Genomic DNA, 23,989 nt, shown 5'->3' with positions numbered 1-23,989 from the left:
AACAGCTTGTTAATATGAAAAGAAACCACTGAAATGGTTTCTTTTTTTCTATAGGGAGCTAATACTATTTTCTCTCTTGAGATTCTAATTGATCATATAGTCGAAATAGAATAAAAAAATGAATAATTCTTCACTAAAAAAACCAAAAGGCATTCATAATCCTGATTATTGACATTTATCCAAATAAATTATTGCGTTTTTTTCATTGTTTCGCCCTTTCATAAAATCTATAATAACTCTGTAAATGATAATCATTTTCAATTAAAGGTAAATCTGAAAGGGGCAACAAATATGAAGCAGTATATTGGAAAGCGAATTATACTATGGGGGAGTTTCCTCCTGTTGCTAATGATATTAGCGGCATGTAGTTCTAATGGCAACACATCTGATGCGCAGAAAAAGGAAAACGAGAAAATAACTCAATTTGATGTGAAAGCAGAGGAAAGTGAGTCAACTGTTCAATATACAACGATTACAGGTGAACAGGTTGAAATACCTGCAAATCCAAAACGAGTCGTTTATATTGGTCAGACAATTGGTGATTTCTTGGCGATGGATATTCCGGTTGTTGGTAATAATCTTCCTAAAGATTCTCCTAGTTACTATGAAGGCAAACTTGAAGGGATCGTTGATATTGGTAATCCTGCTGACTTAGAGACGATTTTGACTTTAAAACCTGATTTGATTATTAATGGCTATTACAAGGCGGATCCAAATCTTAATGAAGAATTGTCAAAAATCGCTACTACGATTCCCTTTAATCCTGCTCTTCCTTATACAGAACGAGTAAAAGAGATGGGGAATATCCTAGATAAGCAGGAAGAAGTAGCTCAATTGCTTGCTAAGTTTGAAACAGAGTCTAAAGAAATGTTTGACAAGTTTCAATTAACAGAAGGGGAAACCGCAACAGTTTTCTATCAGCTAGGAAAGACGCTTTATGTTATGGGTGATCGTAGCCTAGGTGCTATTATTTATGGGAAAAATGGCTTTGCTGTCCCACCAGCAGTACAAAAGAATATTATTGATGTAGAAGGGGTATCTTTCCTAGAGGTTTCAGAAGAGGTGCTTCCTGAGTTTGCTGGTGATCATTTGTTTGTAATTGTACAAGAGGATAGTGAAAGTGAAGCAGAAGCTGATCAGCTGCTACAAAGCCCGATATGGGGAACTTTGCCTGCTGTCAAAAAGGGAAAAGTTTATGTTGTTCCTAATGAATGGAATACAGATAATTTATTAGCTTTGAAGCAATTGTTCCAAAAGCTACCAGAGTGGATGCGCAAACAGTAAAAATTGTATCCGTCCAATCAATTTTTAAACAGCTAGTATTCTAAATAGCACATACTCGAACAATCGTTGATAGTGGGTCATTATATGTTACAATGACGATAATGAGAATCATTTTCAATGTTTGGAGAGTTGCTTATGAATCTGACATCCTTATATATTAGACTACAACACTATGATCGATTTCAAGTTGATCGATTAATGTCAGCTACTAGCCATAATGAGGGAATAAATAATCATGAAACAAATTTATGCACATTATTGATAGCACTCAGTCCTGCCATACGACTGTATGTAGACAAAATGGCAATCGATCTACGACAAGGAAGCTGTACGCTCATTTTGCCTATACAAAGCTACACGGTAGAGTCAAGTAACAAAGAGGCACAGCTTGCTCGCTTTACCTTTGAAACCTTTGAAGTAGAAGGAATGACTTTGAACCGAATTGCTCATCCACCCCTGCTTCATGGTTATCCCTATCATCTGTTGTTTTCTCAAGTCAAGCAGGTATTAGGAAATGAAGCATCGAACAATAATCAATTTTGTTCCTCTCTATCCACATTAGAAATGGCCATGTTGCAAGGTAGACTTCAGCAAATACTAGCTATGATGGTTCAGTTAGATGAACAAGCTAACCAGTTACAGCACGAAGAAAAGACAAAATTGGTTCAACAAACTGTACAGTACATAGAACAGCACTATGATGAGGACTTGACAGTTGAACAATTAGCTAACATGGCTGGAATGGTAAGATGGCAATATAGTCAAAAATTTAAAATATTGACCGGTAAAAAGCCGACGGATTATTTGACTCATGTACGTATAAACCAGGCAAAAAAAATTCTAAGTAATTCAACTGAGCCATTGAGAAAAATAGCTCGACAAATTGGGTTTAAGGATGAATATTATTTTAGTCGATGCTTTCATAAATTAACCGGAAACACCCCACGTGAATATGCAAACATTCAACTTCATACTCCAGAAAGAACAGTTATCGATTCATTTGGTAGAAAGATTCATGTTCCTAAAGATGCAACACGTATTGTGACTGATGGCAAATTTACACTTGGGGAATTACTTGTTCTAGGCATACCTCCTATAGGGGCGGCCATCTCAATCATGAAAGATAACGTGGTTTATCACAATAAATTAAGGAACATTCATAGTATTGGGCATTGGGTAGATCCGGATAAAATCGCACAGCTGCAGCCAGAGTTATTATTGCTTAGCTATTTTCATCCTGAACATGATTTGCAGAAACTAGATGCGATTGCTCCTACTATTATACTGAATAGCAAGTTTAGTCTATTTGAGCGGTTACGATATATCGCTAAACTATTTGAACGGAGTAAAGCGGCAGAGAAGTGGATTTCTACATATGAGAACAAAGTAAGATTGGTACGTAGGCAATTAGCAGATGTTTATGTTGCTGGGGAGACGGCTACTGTTTATCTCAAGTTAGATACTAAATATTATGTTATGTGTCAGACCGGATTGGCTGCAAGCTTGTATGAATCTCTTGGCTTTCGTCCTATTCCTAAGGTAATGCAGCTAATCGAGCAAGGGCGAGCATGGATAGAAATTCAGCAGCATCAAATAAACCACTATGCTGGAGAGCGTAATTTTATTTTGGCTTCCCCCCAAGAATTACTAACGATTACTCATTGCCCACAAATCGCCACGTTAATTGAGCTAGCTCCTGGTAAGACTCATTTCATAGATTTTATATGGAATCATTGTGATCCCATTACACGTGAACGGTTATTAGAGGTTCTACCGTCTATTTTTAAGAAGAAAGTTATTCGATAATTAAAAAGTAAAACTCGATCCATTAATTGGATTGAGTTTTTGCCATTAATCGTATAATTGCTCACAAATAAATTTAAAAAATATCCTGATATAAAAATCTTTTAAAGGCTGTATGAAATTTCTGGTATAATTACATATATCTATGTTTATTTTAAGGAGTGATTTTATGAAAAAGCTATTTATAATAACTAGTTACTTAGGGTTTTTTATAGTAGGAGGTTTGACTTTTACCTACTTTTCAACAACGGAAGCAGCAAGTGACATGAAAAAGATTAGCGTGTTTCAGGATCCAATTAATTATTATGTAGATAAGGTTGAGAAAGTACCGCCAGAAGGTCAATCTGGATTTAATTATCAAGGCACGATATATGTCCCAATGCGATTTATTGCTGAATCTTTAGGTGAAAAAGTAACATGGGATGGGAAAACAAAATCCGTTTATATTGGGGATGTTCCAAAATTCATCGCTTTAAAAGATGTAAAACCTATTGGAAGTGATGAAGACCACTTCTTCCACAATCCAAGCTCTGTCATTATTAGTACAGGTGAAAAATTTGAGCGATCCTATCAGCTTGGTGGTTATCATGGGGGAGGCGCAGTTCAAGACCATATAGTGGAATACTTAGCCAATGGAAATTACAAGGGATTCGAAACCTATTTGGCACCAATTAAAAAATTAGCAGCTAATTCCTTCGGAATAGGTTTCCTGAAAATTTACGCAGATGGGAAATTAGTTTATGATAGTGGAGCAATCAAAGATAAGGTAAAGGTTCATGTTAATTTAGATGGAGTTTCAAAAGTGAAGTTTGAACTTGAAGGCAGTGGTTTAGGTATATTAGATCCTAAATTTATTCAATAAACCTTCTCTACTAATAAACGAAAAAGACGATGACATAATAATTTGTCATCGTCTTATTAAATTTGACCTCTTCATAACTATTTCAAAATAGAGAAATGTCAATACATATTTGTCAATATTTACACTTTTACTTATAAAATAGTTGGATAGTATATGGTATAATTTCATACGATACTTATACATAAAATAGGAAAAGGGAGAGAAAAGAATTTGATGAAAAAGATGATGAAACGAACGAGTGCAGCGTTGCTTGGTGCCTCATTAATGCTGACGACAGTTGTCCCTGTGATTCATGCTGAAGAGCAAACAACACCCCTAGTACCGTCGATAAGCGAATGGGCAATAGAAACATTAAATGAGGGCGAAAAATACGGGATTTACTCAACTGAATGGTACTTCGATGGTTTTCTTCAGGAAATTCCAGTGGACAAAGTAAATGAACTACTAGCTTTAACAGAAAAGAAGGTTGCCTCTCTAGGCTTAGCTGAAAATAAACAATACAAACCAGTAAGTGTGAAAAACGATAATACACGTGGTGATATTGTCAATCGCTTGTATAATATTGTAGCACGGTATGATTTACCTGTTGGTACAGATGCTGTTCAATTTATGAAAGAGCAAAATATATTACAAGGCTCTCCCAATGGACTTCAGTTAGAGAAAAAGGCAACCACTCAACAGGCTGTTTTGCTAGCTGTTCGTTTCATTCAGAGTACATATGCACTTGCAGAGCAAGGCTCTAAAGGGGTGGCCTGGGTAGTAGAGGACGAGGATACGCTTATCTACTTATTAGGCTCTATTCATTTAGGAACACCAGACTTATATCCATTCGATAAAAAATTAGTAACGGCATTTGATGAATCTGATGCACTGCTAGTAGAGGCGAATATCTTGGATACGGAAGCACTTGAATACTATTCAGAGAAAGCAATGTATACAGATGGCTCAACATTGAAAGATGCTGTTGCACCAGAAACATATGCGAAGCTTGAACAAGTGGCAAAGCTTTATGATCTGCCAATGGACCAGCTAACAGTTCAAAAGCCGTGGATGCTTTCGAGTGCATTATCGATGCTAGCTATGGACGATTCCTTTGGTATGACACCTCAAGAGATGGCTATGCACGGTATCGATGTCTACTTTTTATTAAATGCACAGTTGCAGCAAAAGCCAGTGATTGAATTAGAAGGTACAAGAGCACAGGTTGATATGTTTGAAGGATTATCACCAGAGGCACAGGAGCAGTCATTAGTCGCTGTACTGGATAGTATCATTCATCCAGCGGAAGAAAATCAATCTGAAGTACTTCAAGAGTGGTTTACAAGCTGGAAGCAAGGAAATGTTGAAGAGTTTGCAAAAAGCTTCCAAGCAATGGAAGGTACATCATCTGAATTTAATGAAATGCTATTTGGTCTACGTGATGAACAAATGGCCAAGAAAATCATGAATGTACTGGAAGAAAAAGAAGGTAAGTACTTTGTTGTTGTTGGTTCAGGTCACTTCCTAATCGATAAAAATATTCGCTATCATTTAGAGAAAAACGGCTACAAGGTAAAGCCATTTTATCAATAAAATAGATTGCCCTCGTAAAAGGATAGATTATTTTCTGTCTTTTACGAGGTTTTTTTATGCATGTAAGACAATAATGGTCATTTGACGCTAACAATCTAAATAATCGGATTATTGTTGCAACGTAAAAAAAATCGTGTTAGTATTAGTAAAACGTTTTACTAAAACGTTTTACTTGTGAAGGGGATGAACATATTGAGAAATAAACGAATTGCAACGATTGGGGATGCAATGGTCGTTTTTAATCCATCTAAGACAGGTCCTCTACGTTTCGTTCCTTCCTTTGAGCGAGCTGTGGGTGGTGCAGAATTAAATTTTGCGATAGGTGTTACGCGTTTAGATATGGAAGCAAAATGGATTAGTTGTATTGGAGACGATGAATTTGGCAAATTAATTTATAACTTTGCGCGTGGTGAAGGGATTGATGTATCACATGTCTTACGAACACCACATATTCCAACTTCTATCTACTTTAAGGAGATTCGGGAAGACGGTGCAGGTAAATCGTTTTACTACCGCAACCCATCACCTTTACTTGAGCTGACAGAAGATCGTATAGATGAGTCAGTACTGGATGATGTGGACCTATTACATATTAGCGGCGTGTATTTAGCGGTATGTGAACATAACATTGAAGTTGCATTGAAATTAATTACTTTAGCACAGGCGAAAAATATTCCAATATCTTTTGATCCAAATTTACGTTTAAAACTATGGACTATAGAAGATGCCCGAGCGGTATACGAAAAAGTGTATCCATCTATCAATCTTCTGTTAACAGGACAGGATGAATTTGAGCTTTTATTTGAAGGGCGTACAATTAAAGACGTTCAAGAGAGTTATAAAATAGATGAAATTATTGTGAAAAAAGGTGAACAAGGCGCCACGGTTTATACAGCCACTGAACAGTATGATCGAGAAGCATTTTCCATTCGTGCCATTGATACAGTTGGAGCAGGGGATGCATTTGATGCTGCCTATGTCTATAGCTATTTAAATGGTGATGATATCGTAGAACGCCTCCGTTTAGCTAATGGTGCAGGTGCATTGGTAGCAACAATTAAAGGAGATAATGAAGGGCTTCCATCCCTGCAAGAATTAAGGCAATTTATTGGTGATGAAAAACTAATTGAGCGTTAGGAGTTGTCAGGAATGCAAAAAATCGAAATTTTGAAAGCGTTGTCAGATGCGAAAATTGTAGCTGTTATTCGTGGGAATTCACCTGAAGAAGCGACGGAAATTTCAAAAGGTGCTATCTCAGGTGGTATTCGAGCAATTGAAATAACGTATACAACGCCTTTTGTTGAAGAAACTTTTAAAGCATTACGCAATAGCGATGCAATAATTGGAGCTGGCACAGTATTGGATGTTGAAACTGCACGCCACGCGATTTTAAACGGTGCTAAATTTGTTGTTAGTCCAAGCTACAACGCTGCAATTGCAAGGCTTTGCAATCGCTATAGCATTCCATATTTACCAGGCTGTATGACCATTACAGAAATGGTGACAGCACTTGAAGGTGGAAGTGACATTATTAAACTATTCCCGGGAAATCAATTTGAACCAAACTTTATTAAAGCCGTTAAAGGGCCTCTACCACATATCACAATTATGCCTACAGGTGGTGTTGGTTTGGCTAATATGAATGAATGGTTAGAAGCAGGCGCAGTTGCAGTTGGGATTGGAAGTGATTTAAATAAAGCATTTGTAAAAGATGGCTATGCAGGTGTAGTGGAACGTGCCAAAGAATATATCGAAAATCTATCAAACTAGGAGGTAATGACGTATGAATATGACATTTAGATGGTATGGTCGTGGCAATGATACAGTGAAATTAGAAGATGTGAAGCAAATACCAAATGTAAAAGGTATTGTTTGGGCACTCCATCACCTACCAGCAGGAGAGGTGTGGACTAAAGAGGCTATTCAAGATGAAGTTGACTATATTCAATCGTTCGGATTCCATACAGATGTCGTGGAAAGTGTCAATGTCCATGAAGATATTAAATTAGGATTGTCAACACGTGATCAATATATAGAAAACTATAAACAATCTATTCGCAACCTTGGTGAAGTGGGTGTCAAAGTTATTTGCTATAACTTCATGCCCGTATTTGATTGGACACGTACAGATTTATTCCATCCATTAGAAGATGGCTCAACGGCTCTCTATTTTGATAAGGAAAAGGTCATGAACTTAGATCCACAAGAACTGGTGAATGAAGTAAGCGCATCTTCGGATTTAACCCTTCCAGGATGGGAACCAGAACGATTAGCTCGACTTTCAGAATTATTTGAGCAGTACAAAGAAGTAGATGAAGTTAAACTTTGGGATAACTTAACTTACTTCTTACAAGCTATTTTACCAGTTGCGGAAGAGGTAGGTATTCAAATGGCGATTCATCCAGATGATCCACCGTATTCAATCTTTGGCTTACCTCGCATTATTACAGGAGCAGAAAGCTATGAAAAATTAATTAAAATCTCTGATTCCATGGCAAATGGCTTTACGTTCTGCTCAGGTTCAATGGGAGCAGACCCACAAAATGATATGGTAGCCATCGCTGAAAAATATGCATATCGTGCTCCGTTTGCTCATATCCGCAATGTCAAGATTATGGAAAATGGTAGTTTCTTTGAAACATCACATTTTACATCGGATGGTTCAATCGATATTAAAAATATTGTACGTACATTAAATGACCAAAACTATGAAGGTTATGTACGTCCAGATCATGGTCGTCATATTTGGGGAGAACAATGTCGTCCAGGCTACGGCTTATATGATCGAGCACTTGGCATTATGTATTTAAATGGACTTTGGGATGCTTATGAAAATCTGAAGAAATAGGTGACGTGTATGAAAGCACTACAAGTAATCAAACCTTTTGAAATGGCTTTAATTGACGTAGCAGAACCAGTAATAACAAAGTCAACAGATGTCCTTGTTCAAACAGAATATGTTGGTATTTGTGGCTCAGACATGCATATTTATCATGGCTCGAATCCATTAGCGACATTGCCTCGTGTACCTGGGCATGAAGTTGCTGGCCGAGTGTTAGAGGTTGGTCAAGACGTACAAGGTTTAAAAGCTGGTGACAAGGTTGTAGTCGAACCAATTCGTTATTGTGGTGAGTGCTATGCTTGCCGTAAAGGACAACCAAATGTCTGCGAACAACTTTCTGTTTTTGGTGTTCATGAAGATGGAGGCATGCGTGAGCGTTTTGTTGTAGCTGAAAAGCAATTGCATAAAGTAGCAGACCACACTTCTTTAGAAGAGGCAGTCTTAATTGAACCTTATACAATTGGCGCGCAGGCAGTATATCGTGGTGAATTACAGGCTGGTGAGACACTATTGATTCAAGGGGCCGGACCGATTGGCATTTGTATTTTAAAGATGGCTAAATTAATAGATGCACGCGTGATGATTTCTGATCTGGATCCAGCAAAGCTCTCATTTGCAAAAGAACTTGGTGCAGATGTAGTTGTTAATGTAAACGAGCAAGATTTATTAGAGGCTGTTAACCAATGGACAGATGGAGTAGGTGTCAATGTATCTATTGATGCAGTTTGTATTCCACTAACATTTAAGCAATCTATCGATGCTGTTTCAGTTGCTGGGAGAGTAGTAGTCCTTAGCTTTGGAGAGGAAGCCATTGAGCTTGCCCCACTACCAATTACGAAAAAGGAATTATCGATAAAAGGCTCACGTTTACAAACATTCCAATTTGAAAATGTAGTGAAGCTTGTTGATGCTGGAAAGCTACAGCATCAAGGTTTAATTACACATACTTTCTCATTACATGAAGCAAAAGAAGCATTTGAATATATAGAAAAAAACCAAAATGAAGTACGTAAAGTTATTTTAAAAGTAGGTGAGTAAGGTGCATGAAGCATTGCAAAATAAAGTGGCTGTTGTAACGGGTGGTAGTGGTGTTCTTTGCTCAGAGATGGCAATGGAATTGGCTAGGCAAGGTATGCGAGTTGCTATTTTAAATCGTACAGCGCAAAAAGGAGAAGCAGTCGTCCAATCGATTACAGAAAATGGCGGAGAAGCAATTAATTTTTCTGTGGATGTTTTAAACAAAGAGTCGTTAATAGCAGCGAGACAAGCAATTTTACAGCAATATGGTCAAATTGATGTACTGATTAATGGAGCGGGCGGCAATCATCCAGATGCCATTACTGCTGATGAAGTATATAAAGAACAATCGACTACACCAAATTTCTTTGAATTAACACCAAGTGGTTTTGAAAGCGTATTCTCGAATAATTTTACAGGAACATTTTTGGCTGCCCAAGTTTTTGGTGAAGCATTGCTGAGAACGAAGGGGACGATTATTAATATTTCATCCATGAGCTCCTATGCCCCTATGACAAAAGTACCTGCATATAGCGCGGCAAAGGCAGCGATTAATAACTTTACGCAATGGATGGCGGTGCATTTTGCAGAAGCAGGTTTACGTGTTAATGCCATTGCACCTGGATTTTTTATTACCGAACAAAACCGTAATTTATTGCTAACAGAAGATGGTTCATTAACTGCACGTTCAGAAAAAATCATTACAGCTACACCACAAAAGCGTTTTGGAAAACCACAAGATTTATTAGGAACTTTATTATTTTTAGCTGATGATACATACTCAGCATTTGTCACTGGCGTAACAATTCCTGTTGATGGTGGATTTATGGCTTATTCAGGCGTTTAACAAAGGGGATTTATTTCAAATTTAGGGGTGAATGATATGAAACAACAAGGTATTTTTGGAGACGGCAAAACGGTTGTAATTGTCATGCTATTTTTAGCGGGTGTCATTAACTATTTAGATCGTTCAGCACTATCAATTGCAGCACCATTTATTCAAGAAGATATTCATCTAACGTCAACCCAATTAGGGATTATCTTTAGTAGCTTCTCTGTTGGATATGCCATTTTTAACTTCTTAGGTGGAATGGCTTCCGATAAATTTGGTGCCAAGTTAACGCTATTTGTAGCGATGATTGTATGGTCTTTATTTAGTGGAGCAATGGTTTTAGTCGTTGGGTTCGCATCGTTGATTATTGTTCGTATTGTATTTGGTATGGCGGAAGGGCCATTGTCATCAACCATAAATAAAATGGTGAATAACTGGTTTCCTGCGGATAAACGTGCCTCTGTAGTAGGGCTAGCCAATAGTGGTACGCCACTTGGTGGTGCAATCGCAGGTCCAATCGTTGGTTATATTGCATTAGCATATGGATGGAAATATTCATTTATTGCGATCATGATCCTTGGATTTATTTGGGCAATCGTATGGTTTAAAGTGGTGAAAGAAAAGCCAAACAAAGAAGACAGTGTAGAATCAATGGCAAACTTAGAGATTGCAGCAGAAGATATCAATCATAGTCGTGGTCTATCTTATTATTTAAAACAACCAACAGTATTATTTACTGCTTTTTCGTTCTTTGCCTATAACTATATCCTATTCTTTTTCTTAACTTGGTTCCCAAGCTATCTAGTAGAAGCTCGTGGAATGGCTGTAAAAGATATGAGTATTGTAACGGTTATTCCGTGGATTTTAGGATTCCTAGGTTTAGCATTGAGTGGAATTGTCTCAGATTTCATTTACAAACGCTTTATGCGTAAGGGAGTTTTATTCTCTCGTAAAGTCGTTCTAGTGACATGTTTATTCTTAGCAGCTGTATCGATTGGCTGTGCAGGTATTGTAACAACAACAGTTAGTGCTGTTGCGCTTGTTGCTACCTCTGTTTTCTTCTTATATTTAACAGGGGCTATTTACTGGGCAATCATTAATGATGTGGTGGAATCTAAGTATGTTGGATCTGTTGGCGGCTTTATGCACTTCCTTGCAAACACAGCTGGTATTATTGGGCCAACTTTAACAGGTTTCCTAGTAGACAGAACAGGAACATTCTCCGCAGCTTTCCTACTTGCAGGTGGCTTAGCAGTCATCGCTTCATTAGCAGTTATTAAATTTGTTACACCAATTGTTCATAAAGAATTAGCTTAAAAATAGAAAGGATGGATTCAAATGAACAATCAATCAGTTATTAAAATTCATCCGATGGACAATGTTGCCATAGCCTTGAGTGATCTTCCTCAAGGCTTTTTACTTCCATTGGATGGAAAGGAAATAACGTTACAGCAACAAGTACTACGTGGGCATAAGATCGCCATCAAGACTCTTTCTAAAGATGCACACATCACGAAATATGGTTTTTCAATTGGTCATGCGACAGAAGAAATCCTAGCAGGTAGCTGGGTTCATTCCCATAACATGAAAACCAATTTATCGGGTGAATTAAGCTATGAATTTAATCCAAAAACACATCCCGTAGCCGAGTCTCGTCATGCACAGCGCACGTTCAAGGGGTATCGTAGAAAAGATGGTCAGGCTGGTGTACGAAATGAAATTTGGATTATTAATACGGTTGGATGTATTAACAAAGTAGCTGAAAACTTGGCGAAGTTAGGCAACCAATTATTGAAGGCTGACAATTTTGATGGTGTACAGCATTTCGCTCATCCATATGGTTGCTCACAACTTGGTGATGATTTAACGTATACACAAAAAATCTTAGCTAATTTAATTCATCACCCTAATGCAGGGGCAGTCATTGTATTAGGGCTAGGATGTGAGAACAATTATATTGAGCTCTTTAAGAAAACAATTGGTCATTATGATGAACAACGCGTTTCCTTTTTAAATGTTCAAGAATCAGCAGATGAAATGGAAGAGGGTCAACAACTGCTTGAAAAAGCCTTTGACTATGTGACGACATTTGACAGACAAACATTACCTATTTCAGAACTGAAAATTGGTTTGAAATGTGGTGGTAGTGATGGTTTCTCTGGCATTACCGCTAATCCGATGATTGGTGTATTTTCTGACCAGTTGATCTCAGCTGGAGGTGCAACGGTGTTAACGGAAGTTCCAGAGATGTTTGGTGCTGAACAAATTTTAATGGAACGTGCAAAAGATGCCTCTGTTTTTGAGGATATTGTGCATTTAGTAAATGACTTTAAACAGTATTTTATGAAATATAATCAACCTGTCTATGAAAATCCCTCTCCAGGAAATAAAGCGGGTGGAATAACAACATTGGAAGAAAAATCACTTGGCTGTATACAAAAAGGGGGCTTTCAAGAGGTAAAAGAAGTGCTTGATTATGGCGAACGTATGACAACAAAGGGGCTACATTTACTAAACGGTCCAGGAAATGATCTTGTTTCAACAACAGCACTGGCCTCAACAGGCTGCCAAATCGTCCTTTTCTCAACTGGTAGGGGAACACCCTTTGGAGGACCTACACCAACAGTCAAAATTTCAACAAACACACCACTTTATGAACGAAAAAAAAATTGGATTGACTTTAACGCAGGGCAGTTAGTGGATGGGAAGCCGATGGATGTATTAGTCGATGAATTTATGGATTATATAGTAGCGCTAGCTTCAGGTGAAGTGCAAACGAATAATGAGAAATATGGATTCAAAGAAATCGCCATTTTTAAAGATGGCGTGACGATGTAGGAGATAAATGAAATGAAACATCCTATTAAAATTATGCAAATAGGTGATGGGAATTTTATCAGAGGCTTTTTTGACCTAGCAGTTGAAAAACTACAAGTCCCTTGCAGTATTGTTTCTGTCGCAGCAACAGCAAGAGGAAAAACAGTTAAACTGCTAGAAGAACAACAGCTGCAATTCACTGTGATGGAACGTGGGCTAAAAAACGGTGAGGTCGTAGAAGAAGAAACCACTGTTAAGATTATTCAAGATACTATTCTTCCATATGAGAACTGGCCTACATTTTTACAATACGCACAGTCTGAGACATTAGAAATGATTGTGTCTAATACAACAGAGGCAGGGATTTATTATGAAAATATTCCTTATCCTACGGCTTGTCCAACAAGCTATGCAGCAAAGTTAACCGTCTTTCTAGAACAATATTACAAACATTTTCAAGGTGAAAAACAAGTGGCAATTGTGCCTTTGGAATTAATAGAACAGAATGGCTCTACATTAAAAACAATTTGTCTACAGCATGCTAAAGACTGGAAGTTGCCTACAGCATTTAATGATTGGCTTGCTACGTTAACTTTTTGTAATACACTTGTAGACCGTATTGTAACAGGTTATCCACAGGATTATCAGGGGGAGGATGCCCTTTACACAGTTTGTGAACCGTATTTCTTATTTATAATTGACCAAAAAGAGCCATTTAAATATTGGCCAACAAGTCATGATTTCCCTTTTGTCTTTGATGATTTAGACATGTATCGAAAACGCAAAGTTGCCATTTTAAATGGTAGTCATATTTTGCTTTCAGCATTCGGCAAGATTTTTAACTATAAAACTGTAAGAGAGGCATTTTCACATGCAGGTGTCCGAGCCTTTATTGAAAAAGTAACAAACGATTTTACCCAACGCTTCCAAGTGGATGAGCACTATCAGCAAGATGTCTTTGAACGTTTTTTAAACCCATTTATTGAGCATCAGCTATATGATATTCAATTAAATGAGTTATCCAAGTGGCAAACACGTATTGCCCCTTACGCTGAAACAGAAATATACTATCAAGCTTTAGCAATAGGGATATATGCAATGAATCCAACACGCTTTTCCGTGCGTGAATCTGATCAAATTATTGAAAAACTGACTGAAATCCATAACTATTTTGAACAAGGTCAGTCAGAGCCAATGCAACAATTTATCGAACAATATTTCCAGTGTGATGCAGCAGAGGTTATTCAGCAATTATCTACAATTACTAGTTTATTGGAGGCAATAGCATGCGACAATTAATCATTAATGAACCGTTTCAAATGGTGGAACGTGAAGTAGACAAGCCTAGTATTGAAGGAAGTCATGATGTTTTATTAAAAATCACGCATATTGGTGTATGTGGAACAGACACACATGCTTTTGCAGGTGAACAACCATTCTTTAGTTATCCACGAGTGTTAGGCCACGAACTAGCTGCTATCGTGGAAGAAGTCGGTGAAGCAGTTAAGGACATCCAAGTAGGAGATCGTGCAACAGTTATTCCATACATCCATTGTGGAGAGTGTGTTGCATGTCGTCGAGGTCAAACAAACTGCTGTAAATCTTTGAAAGTATTAGGTGTACATATGGATGGTGGTATGGGCGAATATATCGTAGTTGATGACAGTATTGTAATTACTGATAATGCTGTTTCAGGTGACCAATTAGCCATTGTGGAACCATTAGCTATTGGTGCCCATGCAGTACGTCGTTCGGAACTAATAGAAAATGATACAGTACTTGTTATCGGTGCAGGGCCAATTGGATTAGGAGCAGCACGTTTTGCTAAGTTACGCGGTGCAAAAACAGTATTAATGGATTTGAACGAAGAACGTTTAAAAGAAGGACAGGCATGGTCGGAAGCGGATGGTGTGATTGTTGGTAGCCATGACATAATGGCGCAGTTACATGAAAAATTTAATGGTGAACTTCCTACAGTTGTCTTTGATGCAACAGGCAATCAACAATCAATGGAATCCTCATTTCAATACGTAGAAAATAGTGGCACATTAGTGTTTATTGGTTTAATGAAGAAAACCATTACATTTAATGATCCTGAATTTCATTCAAAGGAATTAACATTGAAGAGCAGCCGTAATGCTACGTTAGAAGATTTTGAGACGGTTATGAACTACATGCAGTCAGGAGCTATAAAGAAAGGCTATGTTACGAAGCATATTGCATTCGATGAAGCTATTTCTTACTTTGAGGCAAAACAATACAACACAAATAAAGCACAAATCTATTTTAAATAATGGGGAGGATTTTCAATGATTATTTCTGTACCAGCATTAAAAAAAATAGTAGTTCAAAAATTCACAACTGAAGGTGTTGAAGCTGAAACAGCAGCGCAAGTAGCAGATGTTTTGATTTATGCCGATTTACGTGGTGTCAGTTCTCACGGTGTTATGCGCGTGGAGCATTATATAACACGTTTACAGGCAGGTGGAATAACGAAAAACCCTCATTTTTCAGTAGAAAAAAGAGGCACAAATCACCTTCTTTTTAAGGGGGATAATGGCTTTGGGCATGTCATTTGTAAGGAAGCTATGGATGAAACCATTAAAGTGGCTAAGGAACATGGCTCATGTACAACGATTATTCAAGAGAGTAGCCATTGTGGGGCACTCGGCTATTTTCTTGAACAAGCCACGAGTGAAAATTTAATTGCTATTATGTGCTCTCAAACGGACTCCGCAGTTGTTCCTTTTGGCGGAAAAGAGCCTTACTTTGGTACGAATCCAATTGCTTATGGTTTTCCAACCAACGATAAACCGATTATTTTGGACATGGCAACAAGCAATGTAGCGCTAGGGAAAATTCTATATGCACGTGAAAAAGGGGAGACAATTCCAAATACATGGGGAGTTGATGCACAAGGAGCACCAACTACAGACCCACACCAAGTAAAATCTTTAACACCGTTTGCAGGGCCAAAAGGATATGGTATGGCACTTGTAGTAGATGTTCTTTCTGGAATTTTAGCAAGTGCAGCTTTTGGTCCTCACATTTCAAAAATGTATGGTGATTACGAACAGAAACGTAATCTAGGACAATATTTATATGTATTAGATCCAAATATTTTTGGAGATGTAAATCAATTCAAAGCAAATATCTCGAAAATGATAAATGAATTACATGATGCGCCAACAGCACCAAATTTTGATCAGGTACTAGTGCCTGGTGAAATTGAACAGATACGTAGTTTGGAAACAATGGATAAGGGCATTGACTTACCTGAACAAGTATATAACTATTTGACTAGTTAATTTAACCAGTAAAGTATGCTATGCTACATAATACCAAGGAGAGTTTTCATATTATAGGTAGGAGATTGATTTTAGTGAAAAAAACAACAATTGCCGATGTTGCACAATATGCAAATGTTTCGAATAGTACAGTATCGCAATATTTGAATAAGCGATATGAATATATGAGTACAGAGACTCGTAAGAAAATTGAAGAGGCTATTGAAGCATTGCAATATCGTCCAAATTTAATGGCTCGTAGCTTAAAACAGAAATCTACCTTTACAATTGGTATTATTGTGGCGAATATTATCCATGACTTTTCAACAAAAATAATAAATGCATTGGAAGCAGAGTTCGATAAAGAAGGCTTTCATATGATTGTGTGTAACTCAGCGGATAACCCTAAAAAAGAGAAAAAACATATCGAAACTTTACTAGAAAAACAGGTGGATGGCTTAATCGTTTTTCCAACAGGAGAAAACAAAAATCTCTACATAAGGCTTCATCAACAAGCAATGCCAATCGTTTTTATTGACCGTTTTATTGAGGGAGTAGATATTCCTGCTGTATTGCTTGATAATTTTTCTGCCATGGATACGGCAGTGGAGACATTTCGAAAGCAACCAATAGCCATTATCACTACTTCTTTAGCCTTACCGATTACTCCTCGTGTCGAACGTTTAGAAGGATTTCGTCAAGCGCTCAGAAATAGGAATCTGTTGATCGATGAGCGCTATATAAAAAATGGTGAGCCAGCTCAGATGACAGAGATTTTTAATCAATTATTTACGTTGGAGCAACCACCAAGAGGAATCATTGCGGCAAATGATCGTATTTTCCAAGAATTAATGCTTTATATTAAAAAAAGAAACTTACATGTGCCTAATGATGTACAAGTAATTGCTGTGGATGATGTACCATATGCCAATTTTTTAACACCTTCCATTACAACATTGCAACAGCCCATTTTACCAATGGCACAGAAAGCGGCATCATTGCTCTTAGCAAAAATTAAAAAAGAACATCTAGCTGATGACCACAAACTATATCGCTTCAAACCGATATTAATCGATCGAGATTCAACTAACTAAAAAGGCAACCCAAAGCTATGAACTTAGCTAAGGGTTGCTATTTTTAGTTGCACAGCTATTCATCGATAGATATGATTATCTAAAGGAATACTTTTATGTCAAAAAAGACCAATCATTCATTTTGGTGATAGAAAGGGGACTTATGAGCATTGCTAGGAAGTATTGGCTCATTCTATTTGGCTTTGGTTTCTCGTATTTAGGAAATTGGGTGAATCTAGTTGCGCTCAATTTATTAGTTTGGCATTTAACAGAATCGCCTACTGCTATGGCAAGTATATTTATTGTAGGACCGATTGCTCGAATTTTAACAAGCTTTTTTGCAGGCTCCATCATTGATCGATCGAATAAACAAAAATTAATGATCTATAGTGATATTATTCGTGGCATATTGATTTTATTGTTACCTTTTACGTCCTCTATTTGGCTCATCTATTGTGTTTTATTTTTATCTAATATAGCAAGTAGCTTTTTTGGGCCAAGTAGTACCTATTATATTTCGAAATATATACCAGATGAAGATAAACAATCCTTTAATGCAATATTAGGAATGTTTAGCTCAGGCTCATTTTTAATTGGGCCAGCATTGGCTGGGTTTATCATTGCCATTTCCAATATTTCTATAGCGTTTTGGTTTAATGCTTTGACGTTCTTTATCTGTGCACTCTCCATTTTTAAGCTTCCCGCAGTAGAAGATCATCAGGACATGCACCGAAAACCCATTACTTGGAGGATGCTAAAAGAGGATTATGGTATTGTCTACGCCTATATAAAAAAAGAGCAAGTCTTTGCCAAAGTATTTCTTTATTTTCAAGGTGCATTGATGATTGCCTTTGCATTAGATTCACAGGAAGCTACATTTATTAAACAAAACCTTCAAGCTTCAGATAGTCTATATGGTGTCATCGTTAGTATCGCTGGAATTGGAGCTATTATTGGTGGAGCAATGGCTGCTCGCTATGCTAAAAGATTTTCAACAAGACAATATATTGTCTATGGTCTGCTTTTGACCACACTTTGCTATACATTGTTTTACTCTTCACCGAATGTGGCAATGGCGATTATTAGCTTTATAGCATTAGGAGTATGTATGTCATTTTGTAATGCGGGCTACAGCACCTTTTATCAAATAAGTGTACCGACATCAATTATGGGCCGTTTTGGTAGTGTTTCAACGATGGTCATTAATGTGCTACAGATTGTCTTTACGTTAGCCTTAGGGTTGCTATCGGAATGGCTCTCCCTACAAATGGTCTGCATTGTCTTTGGAATTGTAGCTATTTTCCTCTCCCTAGTTTTATATGTATTTATGCATTCAAAATCTGCCTATGAAGGTTTGAAGGAAGAGATTGTCTAAAAATCCTGTCAGGTGGAAACTTAATTGCTTTTAATGAAGGTAGAATTATTGGATAGATAGCGTTTAAAGGATGTTATTTTAGTAAAAGTTAGCACTCATATAATGATAAAATCATTCCAAAATAACCTTATGTCATAATTTGAGGAGGTTAACATGGCTAATTCAAGACATCGAAAACCAGATGATTGCTCCAATAATGTTGAACGCATTCGTGATATTGTTAAAAATACTGAGGAGAAAGTGCAGGAAGCAGAAATTAGTATGGAATTTGCAGATCCTCTAGAAAGTAACAGGCTAAAGGAAAAAAATAAGCGACGTAAACAGTCAATTGAAGCTTTAAAAGATGAAATGAAAGATGAAATGACAGCACGAAAAAAAGGTGAAGTTTAAAATTAGTTTCTAGAAGAATCAAATGTGATTCATGATATTGCCTTCGCTCACCATTTCCCAATAGCCAAAAACAGATGGATTAGATGTTCCATAACGGACCTCTATTGCCATCTGTTTTTTTGTACATTAACTGGATCTTTTTACATAAACACTAAATTAAAAAAGTACGTATATGAATTTCTTAAAAAAATGAACCTTTTCAAGTAGTCATTTGTTTATAACGTAGAACCATCAGAAAGGAGTGCCTTGGATTGACAGAACGTGAATTATTCGATTCATACAACAAAGATGTTTACCGTACCTGTTATTATATGCTACGGAATGCCCAAGATGCGGAAGATCTCTGCCATGATGTATTTGTCACCGTCTTTCGTCAGGATTGGAGAAGTGTAGAGCATACACGTGCTTGGATTTTACGGATTGCGATGAATCAATGTTTAAATTTGCTTAAAAGAAAGCAGGCTCAGTTAAAAAAAGTGAGTCAGGTACAGTTGCTACAGGAGCAAACTACGGCATCAGTTAAATCTGTAGACACCATTGTACTGGAGAAGGCAGCTGAGGAGGAGTGGGAGGCACTACTCAGACAGTTACCAGAAAAGTTAATGGCTGTTGTCACCCTCCGCTACATTGGTGAGCTATCATTAGTGGAAATTGCGGAAACCCTAAAGATTCCAGTGGGAACAGTGAAATCGAGACTCCATAAGGCATTGAAAATCATGCGCAAAAAACTAGAAAAAAATCAAAATTTATGGTTGAAGGGAGAGAATCAATTTGGAACGCATTGAAAAGAAATTGAAAAAAGAGATGAACGCAGACCATAACATGAAGTATCCTGACTTTGAACAAATGTGGAATGGTATCCAGCAGGATGAATTAAAAATGGTAAATGAACCGATCGAACTTCTACCTCGAAAAAGGAAGAGATTTGTTTTGGTCGCAGGATTAGCTGTTGCTCTAATGGCTACACCTGTCTATGCAGCACTGAACTATGATTGGTCAACTATTCTATCTTATAGAGCTGGTATTCAGTCTGCATTAGACCAGGGCTTAGGGCAGACGATTGAGAAATCCGTTACGAAGGATGGGTTTACGTTGACCGTACATACGGCGTTTATCGATGATAACAGAACCTTTCTTTTATATAGTTTGAAACCTGATGCCACTTGGGATGGAATGAATGTGAGTTTTGATCAAATCGGACTTCAAGATTCTAATGGTGATTTTATTCAAGGGAATTACTCACATCGCTGGAATGAAGATCTTGGTCTTTTCCAAGGGTATTTTGAGACAGACTGGGTGGCAGATAATCAGAAGTCAGACATTAAATTTTTAATGAAGAATATTCATTCTATTGGTGATAAAGAACTGCCTATTAATTACAACCCTAATGACTCTCATACGCAGAATTTCACCATTCAAAAGGATGGAATTGACAATGTAATTCTACAAACCTTTGAACAATCAGACGGGAAAGTAATGCTTCAATCAGCGGTTCAATTTACAGATTCTGAAATGAAGAACAAATGGGTACGAATTAAGGCGCTAGATGATAAAAATCAGACTATTAAAGAAGCGGAAACACCTGTTTTTGGAACTCCTGGTGCAACTGGTGAATACTTTAGTCAGCAAATTTTCACTTCAGACAGCTTACGAGCGAAGGATACAAAGTTCCAACTAACTTATGAACATACATTAAATATTGCAAAGGATAATTGGAATATAGAGATGAATTTATCCAAAGAACAATTAAACAAGGGATCATTTAAAAAAGTCGTCAATATTCCTTTAGAAAATGCATCTAATGGAATAGTAATTCATGAAATGAAAGTTACTCCAACACAGGTACGTTTAATACTGACCCATAAGGAAAAATATGCACATATTCCTTACATGGACTATCAGCTGGATATTGGTGGCGTACTTTTGGATGGAGGTAGATGGGATATAGAAAATGAGCCTTATAAAACCGAACTTCGTTTTGAATTGACTGGAGTGGATGTGACCTCGTTAGCGAATCAATCTGTGGCATTGGTAGCTAAACATCGTGTTGATATAAAAGACGGTGACGAGCAACCGATTCATTTGACTGATATATCAGATACACCTCAAAGTAAGACATCTACGATTGGAGAGTATTCAATTACATGGACTTACTATAAGAAAGATAGCAATCTCTATGTGGAATCCTTTAGCACTGAACCTACATTTGGTGGTGTCTCTCAGACTTATTATCTAGATCATAAAGAGCGAAATTATGGAATGCCTATGATGACTCGCATACTTGGTGATGAAAATAATAAGCAGATGGATGAGTATAAGAATTTTAAAGATAAAGATCTTGATATTTATATTTGGAAATATACTACGAATTATCCAGATGCAGAGCTTCGTATACCACTTACATTTGGAAAATAACAGTATTAGCAGCCCCATCTATTTGACTCTCACTATTCAAATAGATGGGGATTTTTGTTCTAAAGATTAAAAAGCTTTACATAAAAAGAAATGTATCATATAGTTTAGTTAACTTAAATAAATTAATTATTGTACAGGAGAAGATACATGACCTCTAACGAAAAAACACAAAAATCTTTTGCTTATAAGCTTGGACTAGGCATTATTATCTTTTCACTTTCTTTATGGTTAATCCCAATTATTACACCTTTCACACCGATACCTACAAAAGTAAAGGCAGGGATTATACCAGGAAGTATTATTATGGCTGAAATCTTATTTTGGCTTGGTGCTTTACTTGTTGGAAAAGAAGTAGCCAACAAATTTAAAAGCTATCTAAATCCTAAAAAATGGCGAGAAAAAGGTGACACTCAAAAAAATGAAGAATAACCAGGTAGCAGAGCAAATAAATCAAACCATTGAAGATATTTGGATCATGCTTGAGAAAATGGAAAGGGCTTATACTAATTTCTCCTTAAATAATCAGCAATATGTTCTTTTAACATTAGTGATGCGTCATCCATCCTGCTCGCCTTCAGAACTAGCAGATAAAATGGCTATTACAAAAAGTGCAGTGAGTCAGCAATTAACCAAGCTTGAACAGGATGGCTATATAATGAAAAGGCAGCATGAGGAGGATAAGCGTGCCTTTTCTGTCGAATTAGGCGAGAAGGGTCTATTATATAAACAGGAAGTCGAAGCCTTTAATCAACAGATTACAGAAAAGTACCATGCTCACTTAACAACTGAAGAGTTAGCTGAAATGTTAGCTACTCTAGAAAAAATGAAAAAAATACTGTGTGAATTTTAGAAAAAATTTGACATTCTATTGGGTGTGTCTTATAGTAACCCTTAATATAAAAGGGGGAATAAACATGGTCATTACTCTTGTCCAATCATTCACAACAAAACATCATCATCATCACTAGTCTTGCTATCCTTATTAACTTATTAATATTGAATAGGAAGACTATTTCTCATGTAATCGTATAAATAAAGCTGATTTGAAGCTTTATCGCTATACGGTTTTTTTATTGCTCAAAAAATGAGGAGGAGATTATGATGAAAAAAATGGACTATCAGAATGTTCGAGGAACACAAGATTATTTACCAGAGCAAGAGGCTACTCGTCGTGTGATACGACGTACGTTAGAAGATACATTTATAGCCTATGGCTGCAAGCCGTTAGAAACACCTATTCTTAACTATACAGAGTTGATGGCTTCTAAATATGCTGGTGGTGCTGAGATTTTAGAGGAGATGTATACATTAACAGATCGAGGTGAGCGAGATTTAGCGTTACGCTATGATTTAACAATTCCATTTGCAAAAGTTGTAGCGATGAATCCAGCGATTGCTATGCCATTTAAACGATATGAGATTGGCAAAGTGTTTCGAGATGGCCCCATCAAGGCTGGTCGTTTTCGCGAATTTACACAATGTGATGTAGATATTGTTGGGGTAGAATCACAGGCTGCTGAGGCGGAGCTAATGATGATGGCGATAGATGCCTTTGATCAGCTTAAACTTAAAATTAATCTCCAATATAATAATCGCAAGCTTTTAGTTGGTTTACTGCAATTATTTGAGGTTGAACAGGAACAAATGAATCGAGTTATTTTAACATTAGATAAGATTGAAAAAATAGACGAGAAAACAATGCTCGCAGAATTGAAGGCATTGGGGTTATCAGATAATAGTATTCATAAAATAAAGCACTTTTTAGATGAACGTCCACAAATAAGTATGGCGTATTTTGAAGGATTCGCGACTGAGAATGTCTTTTTACAACAAGGTTTACAGGAATTAATGGAACTAACTTCTTATTTAGAGGCACTTGAAATAAGTGACCAATGTATTTTCAATCCATTTTTAGCGAGGGGACTTGAAATTTACACAGGAACAATTTATGAAATTTTTTTAGCAGATGGAACAATTCGCTCAAGTATTGGTAGTGGGGGACGCTATGACAATGCTATTGGTGGCCTTTTAGAGACAAATCAAACCTATGCTACTGTTGGTATTTCATTTGGTTTAGATGTCATCTATACAGCACTAGAGCTTTCGGGAAAAATAGAGCAAAACGCTCCTAGCGTGGATATTTATATTATTCCTCTGGGAACAGAAAAAGAGGCACTAAAGCTAGCAACTGCATTACGGCGAGAAAAATATAAGATAGAAGTTGAGCTAAGTGGGAAAAAAGTGAAAAAGGCGATGGAAAAAGCCAATCGTGAAAACACACCAAAGGTTATTGTATTAGGAGATAACGAGGTCAATCAAAATATGTATAAAATAAAAGATATGAAAAGCGGTGAGGAAGAAATCGTTGCATTTATCTTTTAAACACCATAGCATGAAAAAAACGGCTGATCCCACTCTAT

The 23,989-nt window shown here is 37.0% G+C and carries 22 protein-coding genes; all 22 read left to right on the top strand.

The window, feature by feature from the left end; all coding sequences use genetic code 11:
- Positions 1–291: 291 nt before the first annotated feature.
- Entirely contained in the window at positions 292–1,284 is a 993-nt protein-coding gene (locus tag B3D98_RS19950; protein ID WP_288585545.1) for an ABC transporter substrate-binding protein, read from the top strand.
- Between the two features lie 135 nt (positions 1,285–1,419).
- On the top strand, positions 1,420–3,090 hold the full coding sequence (locus B3D98_RS19945) for a helix-turn-helix domain-containing protein (protein ID WP_054549723.1): 1,671 nt from the start codon (positions 1,420–1,422) through the stop codon (positions 3,088–3,090).
- 166 nt (positions 3,091–3,256) lie between these two features.
- Positions 3,257–3,949 (top strand): stalk domain-containing protein, encoded by a 693-nt coding sequence (locus B3D98_RS19940; RefSeq protein WP_066037920.1) that lies wholly within the window; start codon positions 3,257–3,259, stop codon positions 3,947–3,949.
- Positions 3,950–4,162: 213 nt separating this feature from the next.
- Complete coding sequence (locus tag B3D98_RS19935) at positions 4,163–5,521, top strand: TraB/GumN family protein (RefSeq protein WP_054549742.1); 1,359 nt, start codon at positions 4,163–4,165, stop codon at positions 5,519–5,521.
- 183 nt (positions 5,522–5,704) lie between these two features.
- On the top strand, positions 5,705–6,658 hold the full coding sequence (locus B3D98_RS19930) for a sugar kinase (RefSeq protein ID WP_054549722.1): 954 nt from the start codon (positions 5,705–5,707) through the stop codon (positions 6,656–6,658).
- Between the two features lie 12 nt (positions 6,659–6,670).
- Positions 6,671–7,291: a bifunctional 2-keto-4-hydroxyglutarate aldolase/2-keto-3-deoxy-6-phosphogluconate aldolase gene (locus B3D98_RS19925; RefSeq protein ID WP_054549721.1), complete on the top strand. Its 621-nt coding sequence runs from the start codon at positions 6,671–6,673 to the stop codon at positions 7,289–7,291.
- A 13-nt stretch (positions 7,292–7,304) separates the two neighbouring features.
- Positions 7,305–8,369: a mannonate dehydratase gene (gene uxuA, locus B3D98_RS19920; RefSeq protein ID WP_103118982.1), complete on the top strand. Its 1,065-nt coding sequence runs from the start codon at positions 7,305–7,307 to the stop codon at positions 8,367–8,369.
- A gap of 9 nt (positions 8,370–8,378) precedes the next feature.
- Positions 8,379–9,401, top strand: coding sequence for a zinc-binding alcohol dehydrogenase family protein (locus tag B3D98_RS19915; RefSeq protein ID WP_048393955.1), 1,023 nt, complete (start codon positions 8,379–8,381; stop codon positions 9,399–9,401).
- Positions 9,394–10,227, top strand: a complete 834-nt coding sequence (locus tag B3D98_RS19910) for an SDR family oxidoreductase (RefSeq protein WP_288585537.1) — start codon at positions 9,394–9,396, stop codon at positions 10,225–10,227. Before B3D98_RS19915 ends, B3D98_RS19910 begins: the two co-directional genes overlap by 8 nt.
- Before the next feature lie 36 nt (positions 10,228–10,263).
- Positions 10,264–11,529: an MFS transporter gene (locus B3D98_RS19905; protein WP_048393958.1), complete on the top strand. Its 1,266-nt coding sequence runs from the start codon at positions 10,264–10,266 to the stop codon at positions 11,527–11,529.
- Between the two features lie 21 nt (positions 11,530–11,550).
- The gene (locus B3D98_RS19900) at positions 11,551–13,050 is read left to right on the top strand and encodes a UxaA family hydrolase (protein WP_054549719.1); all 1,500 of its coding nucleotides are present in this window, start codon (positions 11,551–11,553) and stop codon (positions 13,048–13,050) included.
- 12 nt (positions 13,051–13,062) lie between these two features.
- Positions 13,063–14,328, top strand: coding sequence for a hypothetical protein (locus B3D98_RS19895; protein ID WP_288585533.1), 1,266 nt, complete (start codon positions 13,063–13,065; stop codon positions 14,326–14,328).
- Positions 14,316–15,323: a zinc-binding alcohol dehydrogenase family protein gene (locus tag B3D98_RS19890; protein WP_288585530.1), complete on the top strand. Its 1,008-nt coding sequence runs from the start codon at positions 14,316–14,318 to the stop codon at positions 15,321–15,323. Before B3D98_RS19895 ends, B3D98_RS19890 begins: the two co-directional genes overlap by 13 nt.
- Before the next feature lie 15 nt (positions 15,324–15,338).
- Positions 15,339–16,337 (top strand): ureidoglycolate dehydrogenase, encoded by a 999-nt coding sequence (gene allD / locus B3D98_RS19885; RefSeq protein WP_288585527.1) that lies wholly within the window; start codon positions 15,339–15,341, stop codon positions 16,335–16,337.
- Positions 16,338–16,411: 74 nt separating this feature from the next.
- Positions 16,412–17,410 (top strand): LacI family DNA-binding transcriptional regulator, encoded by a 999-nt coding sequence (locus B3D98_RS19880; protein ID WP_103118977.1) that lies wholly within the window; start codon positions 16,412–16,414, stop codon positions 17,408–17,410.
- A gap of 142 nt (positions 17,411–17,552) precedes the next feature.
- The gene (locus tag B3D98_RS19875) at positions 17,553–18,764 is read left to right on the top strand and encodes an MFS transporter (protein ID WP_103118976.1); all 1,212 of its coding nucleotides are present in this window, start codon (positions 17,553–17,555) and stop codon (positions 18,762–18,764) included.
- A gap of 153 nt (positions 18,765–18,917) precedes the next feature.
- A complete protein-coding gene (locus B3D98_RS19870) occupies positions 18,918–19,154 on the top strand; it encodes a small acid-soluble spore protein Tlp (RefSeq protein WP_288585522.1) in 237 nt (78 codons plus the stop codon).
- A 251-nt stretch (positions 19,155–19,405) separates the two neighbouring features.
- On the top strand, positions 19,406–19,939 hold the full coding sequence (locus B3D98_RS19865; protein ID WP_066037930.1) for an RNA polymerase sigma factor: 534 nt from the start codon (positions 19,406–19,408) through the stop codon (positions 19,937–19,939).
- The gene (locus tag B3D98_RS19860) at positions 19,926–21,569 is read left to right on the top strand and encodes a DUF4179 domain-containing protein (RefSeq protein ID WP_269898004.1); all 1,644 of its coding nucleotides are present in this window, start codon (positions 19,926–19,928) and stop codon (positions 21,567–21,569) included. Before B3D98_RS19865 ends, B3D98_RS19860 begins: the two co-directional genes overlap by 14 nt.
- 147 nt (positions 21,570–21,716) lie before the next feature.
- On the top strand, positions 21,717–21,998 hold the full coding sequence (locus tag B3D98_RS19855) for a transporter suffix domain-containing protein (protein ID WP_048393970.1): 282 nt from the start codon (positions 21,717–21,719) through the stop codon (positions 21,996–21,998).
- Positions 21,988–22,419 carry a MarR family winged helix-turn-helix transcriptional regulator gene (locus B3D98_RS19850; RefSeq protein ID WP_048393972.1) on the top strand — a complete coding sequence of 144 codons (432 nt, stop codon included), beginning with the start codon at positions 21,988–21,990 and terminating at the stop codon, positions 22,417–22,419. The genes B3D98_RS19855 and B3D98_RS19850 overlap by 11 nt, the downstream gene beginning before the upstream one ends.
- Positions 22,420–22,670: 251 nt before the next feature.
- Positions 22,671–23,951: a histidine--tRNA ligase gene (locus B3D98_RS19845; protein WP_259950475.1), complete on the top strand. Its 1,281-nt coding sequence runs from the start codon at positions 22,671–22,673 to the stop codon at positions 23,949–23,951.
- Positions 23,952–23,989 lie beyond the last annotated feature (38 nt).

Origin of the sequence: Lysinibacillus sp. UBA5994, from assembly GCF_002429725.1 — a bacterium.
Taxonomy (GTDB): Bacteria; Bacillota; Bacilli; order Bacillales_A; family Planococcaceae; genus Lysinibacillus; species Lysinibacillus capsici.
The sequence above is the reverse complement of the archived record's forward strand: the minus strand, read 5'-3'. Positions and strand labels throughout refer to the sequence as shown.

What these genes read in the sequence shown, in the direction of transcription:
- B3D98_RS19950 (WP_288585545.1), top strand. Translation starts at nt 292, where the DNA reads ATGAAGCAGTATATTGGAAAGCGAATTATACTATGGGGGAGTTTCCTC.
- B3D98_RS19945 (WP_054549723.1), top strand. Translation starts at nt 1,420, where the DNA reads ATGAATCTGACATCCTTATATATTAGACTACAACACTATGATCGATTT.
- B3D98_RS19940 (WP_066037920.1), top strand. Translation starts at nt 3,257, where the DNA reads ATGAAAAAGCTATTTATAATAACTAGTTACTTAGGGTTTTTTATAGTA.
- B3D98_RS19935 (WP_054549742.1), top strand. Translation starts at nt 4,163, where the DNA reads ATGAAAAAGATGATGAAACGAACGAGTGCAGCGTTGCTTGGTGCCTCA.
- B3D98_RS19930 (WP_054549722.1), top strand. Translation starts at nt 5,705, where the DNA reads ATGAACATATTGAGAAATAAACGAATTGCAACGATTGGGGATGCAATG.
- B3D98_RS19925 (WP_054549721.1), top strand. Translation starts at nt 6,671, where the DNA reads ATGCAAAAAATCGAAATTTTGAAAGCGTTGTCAGATGCGAAAATTGTA.
- uxuA (WP_103118982.1), top strand. Translation starts at nt 7,305, where the DNA reads ATGAATATGACATTTAGATGGTATGGTCGTGGCAATGATACAGTGAAA.
- B3D98_RS19915 (WP_048393955.1), top strand. Translation starts at nt 8,379, where the DNA reads ATGAAAGCACTACAAGTAATCAAACCTTTTGAAATGGCTTTAATTGAC.
- B3D98_RS19905 (WP_048393958.1), top strand. Translation starts at nt 10,264, where the DNA reads ATGAAACAACAAGGTATTTTTGGAGACGGCAAAACGGTTGTAATTGTC.
- B3D98_RS19900 (WP_054549719.1), top strand. Translation starts at nt 11,551, where the DNA reads ATGAACAATCAATCAGTTATTAAAATTCATCCGATGGACAATGTTGCC.
- B3D98_RS19895 (WP_288585533.1), top strand. Translation starts at nt 13,063, where the DNA reads ATGAAACATCCTATTAAAATTATGCAAATAGGTGATGGGAATTTTATC.
- B3D98_RS19890 (WP_288585530.1), top strand. Translation starts at nt 14,316, where the DNA reads ATGCGACAATTAATCATTAATGAACCGTTTCAAATGGTGGAACGTGAA.
- allD (WP_288585527.1), top strand. Translation starts at nt 15,339, where the DNA reads ATGATTATTTCTGTACCAGCATTAAAAAAAATAGTAGTTCAAAAATTC.
- B3D98_RS19875 (WP_103118976.1), top strand. Translation starts at nt 17,553, where the DNA reads ATGAGCATTGCTAGGAAGTATTGGCTCATTCTATTTGGCTTTGGTTTC.
- B3D98_RS19870 (WP_288585522.1), top strand. Translation starts at nt 18,918, where the DNA reads ATGGCTAATTCAAGACATCGAAAACCAGATGATTGCTCCAATAATGTT.
- B3D98_RS19855 (WP_048393970.1), top strand. Translation starts at nt 21,717, where the DNA reads ATGACCTCTAACGAAAAAACACAAAAATCTTTTGCTTATAAGCTTGGA.
- B3D98_RS19850 (WP_048393972.1), top strand. Translation starts at nt 21,988, where the DNA reads ATGAAGAATAACCAGGTAGCAGAGCAAATAAATCAAACCATTGAAGAT.
- B3D98_RS19845 (WP_259950475.1), top strand. Translation starts at nt 22,671, where the DNA reads ATGAAAAAAATGGACTATCAGAATGTTCGAGGAACACAAGATTATTTA.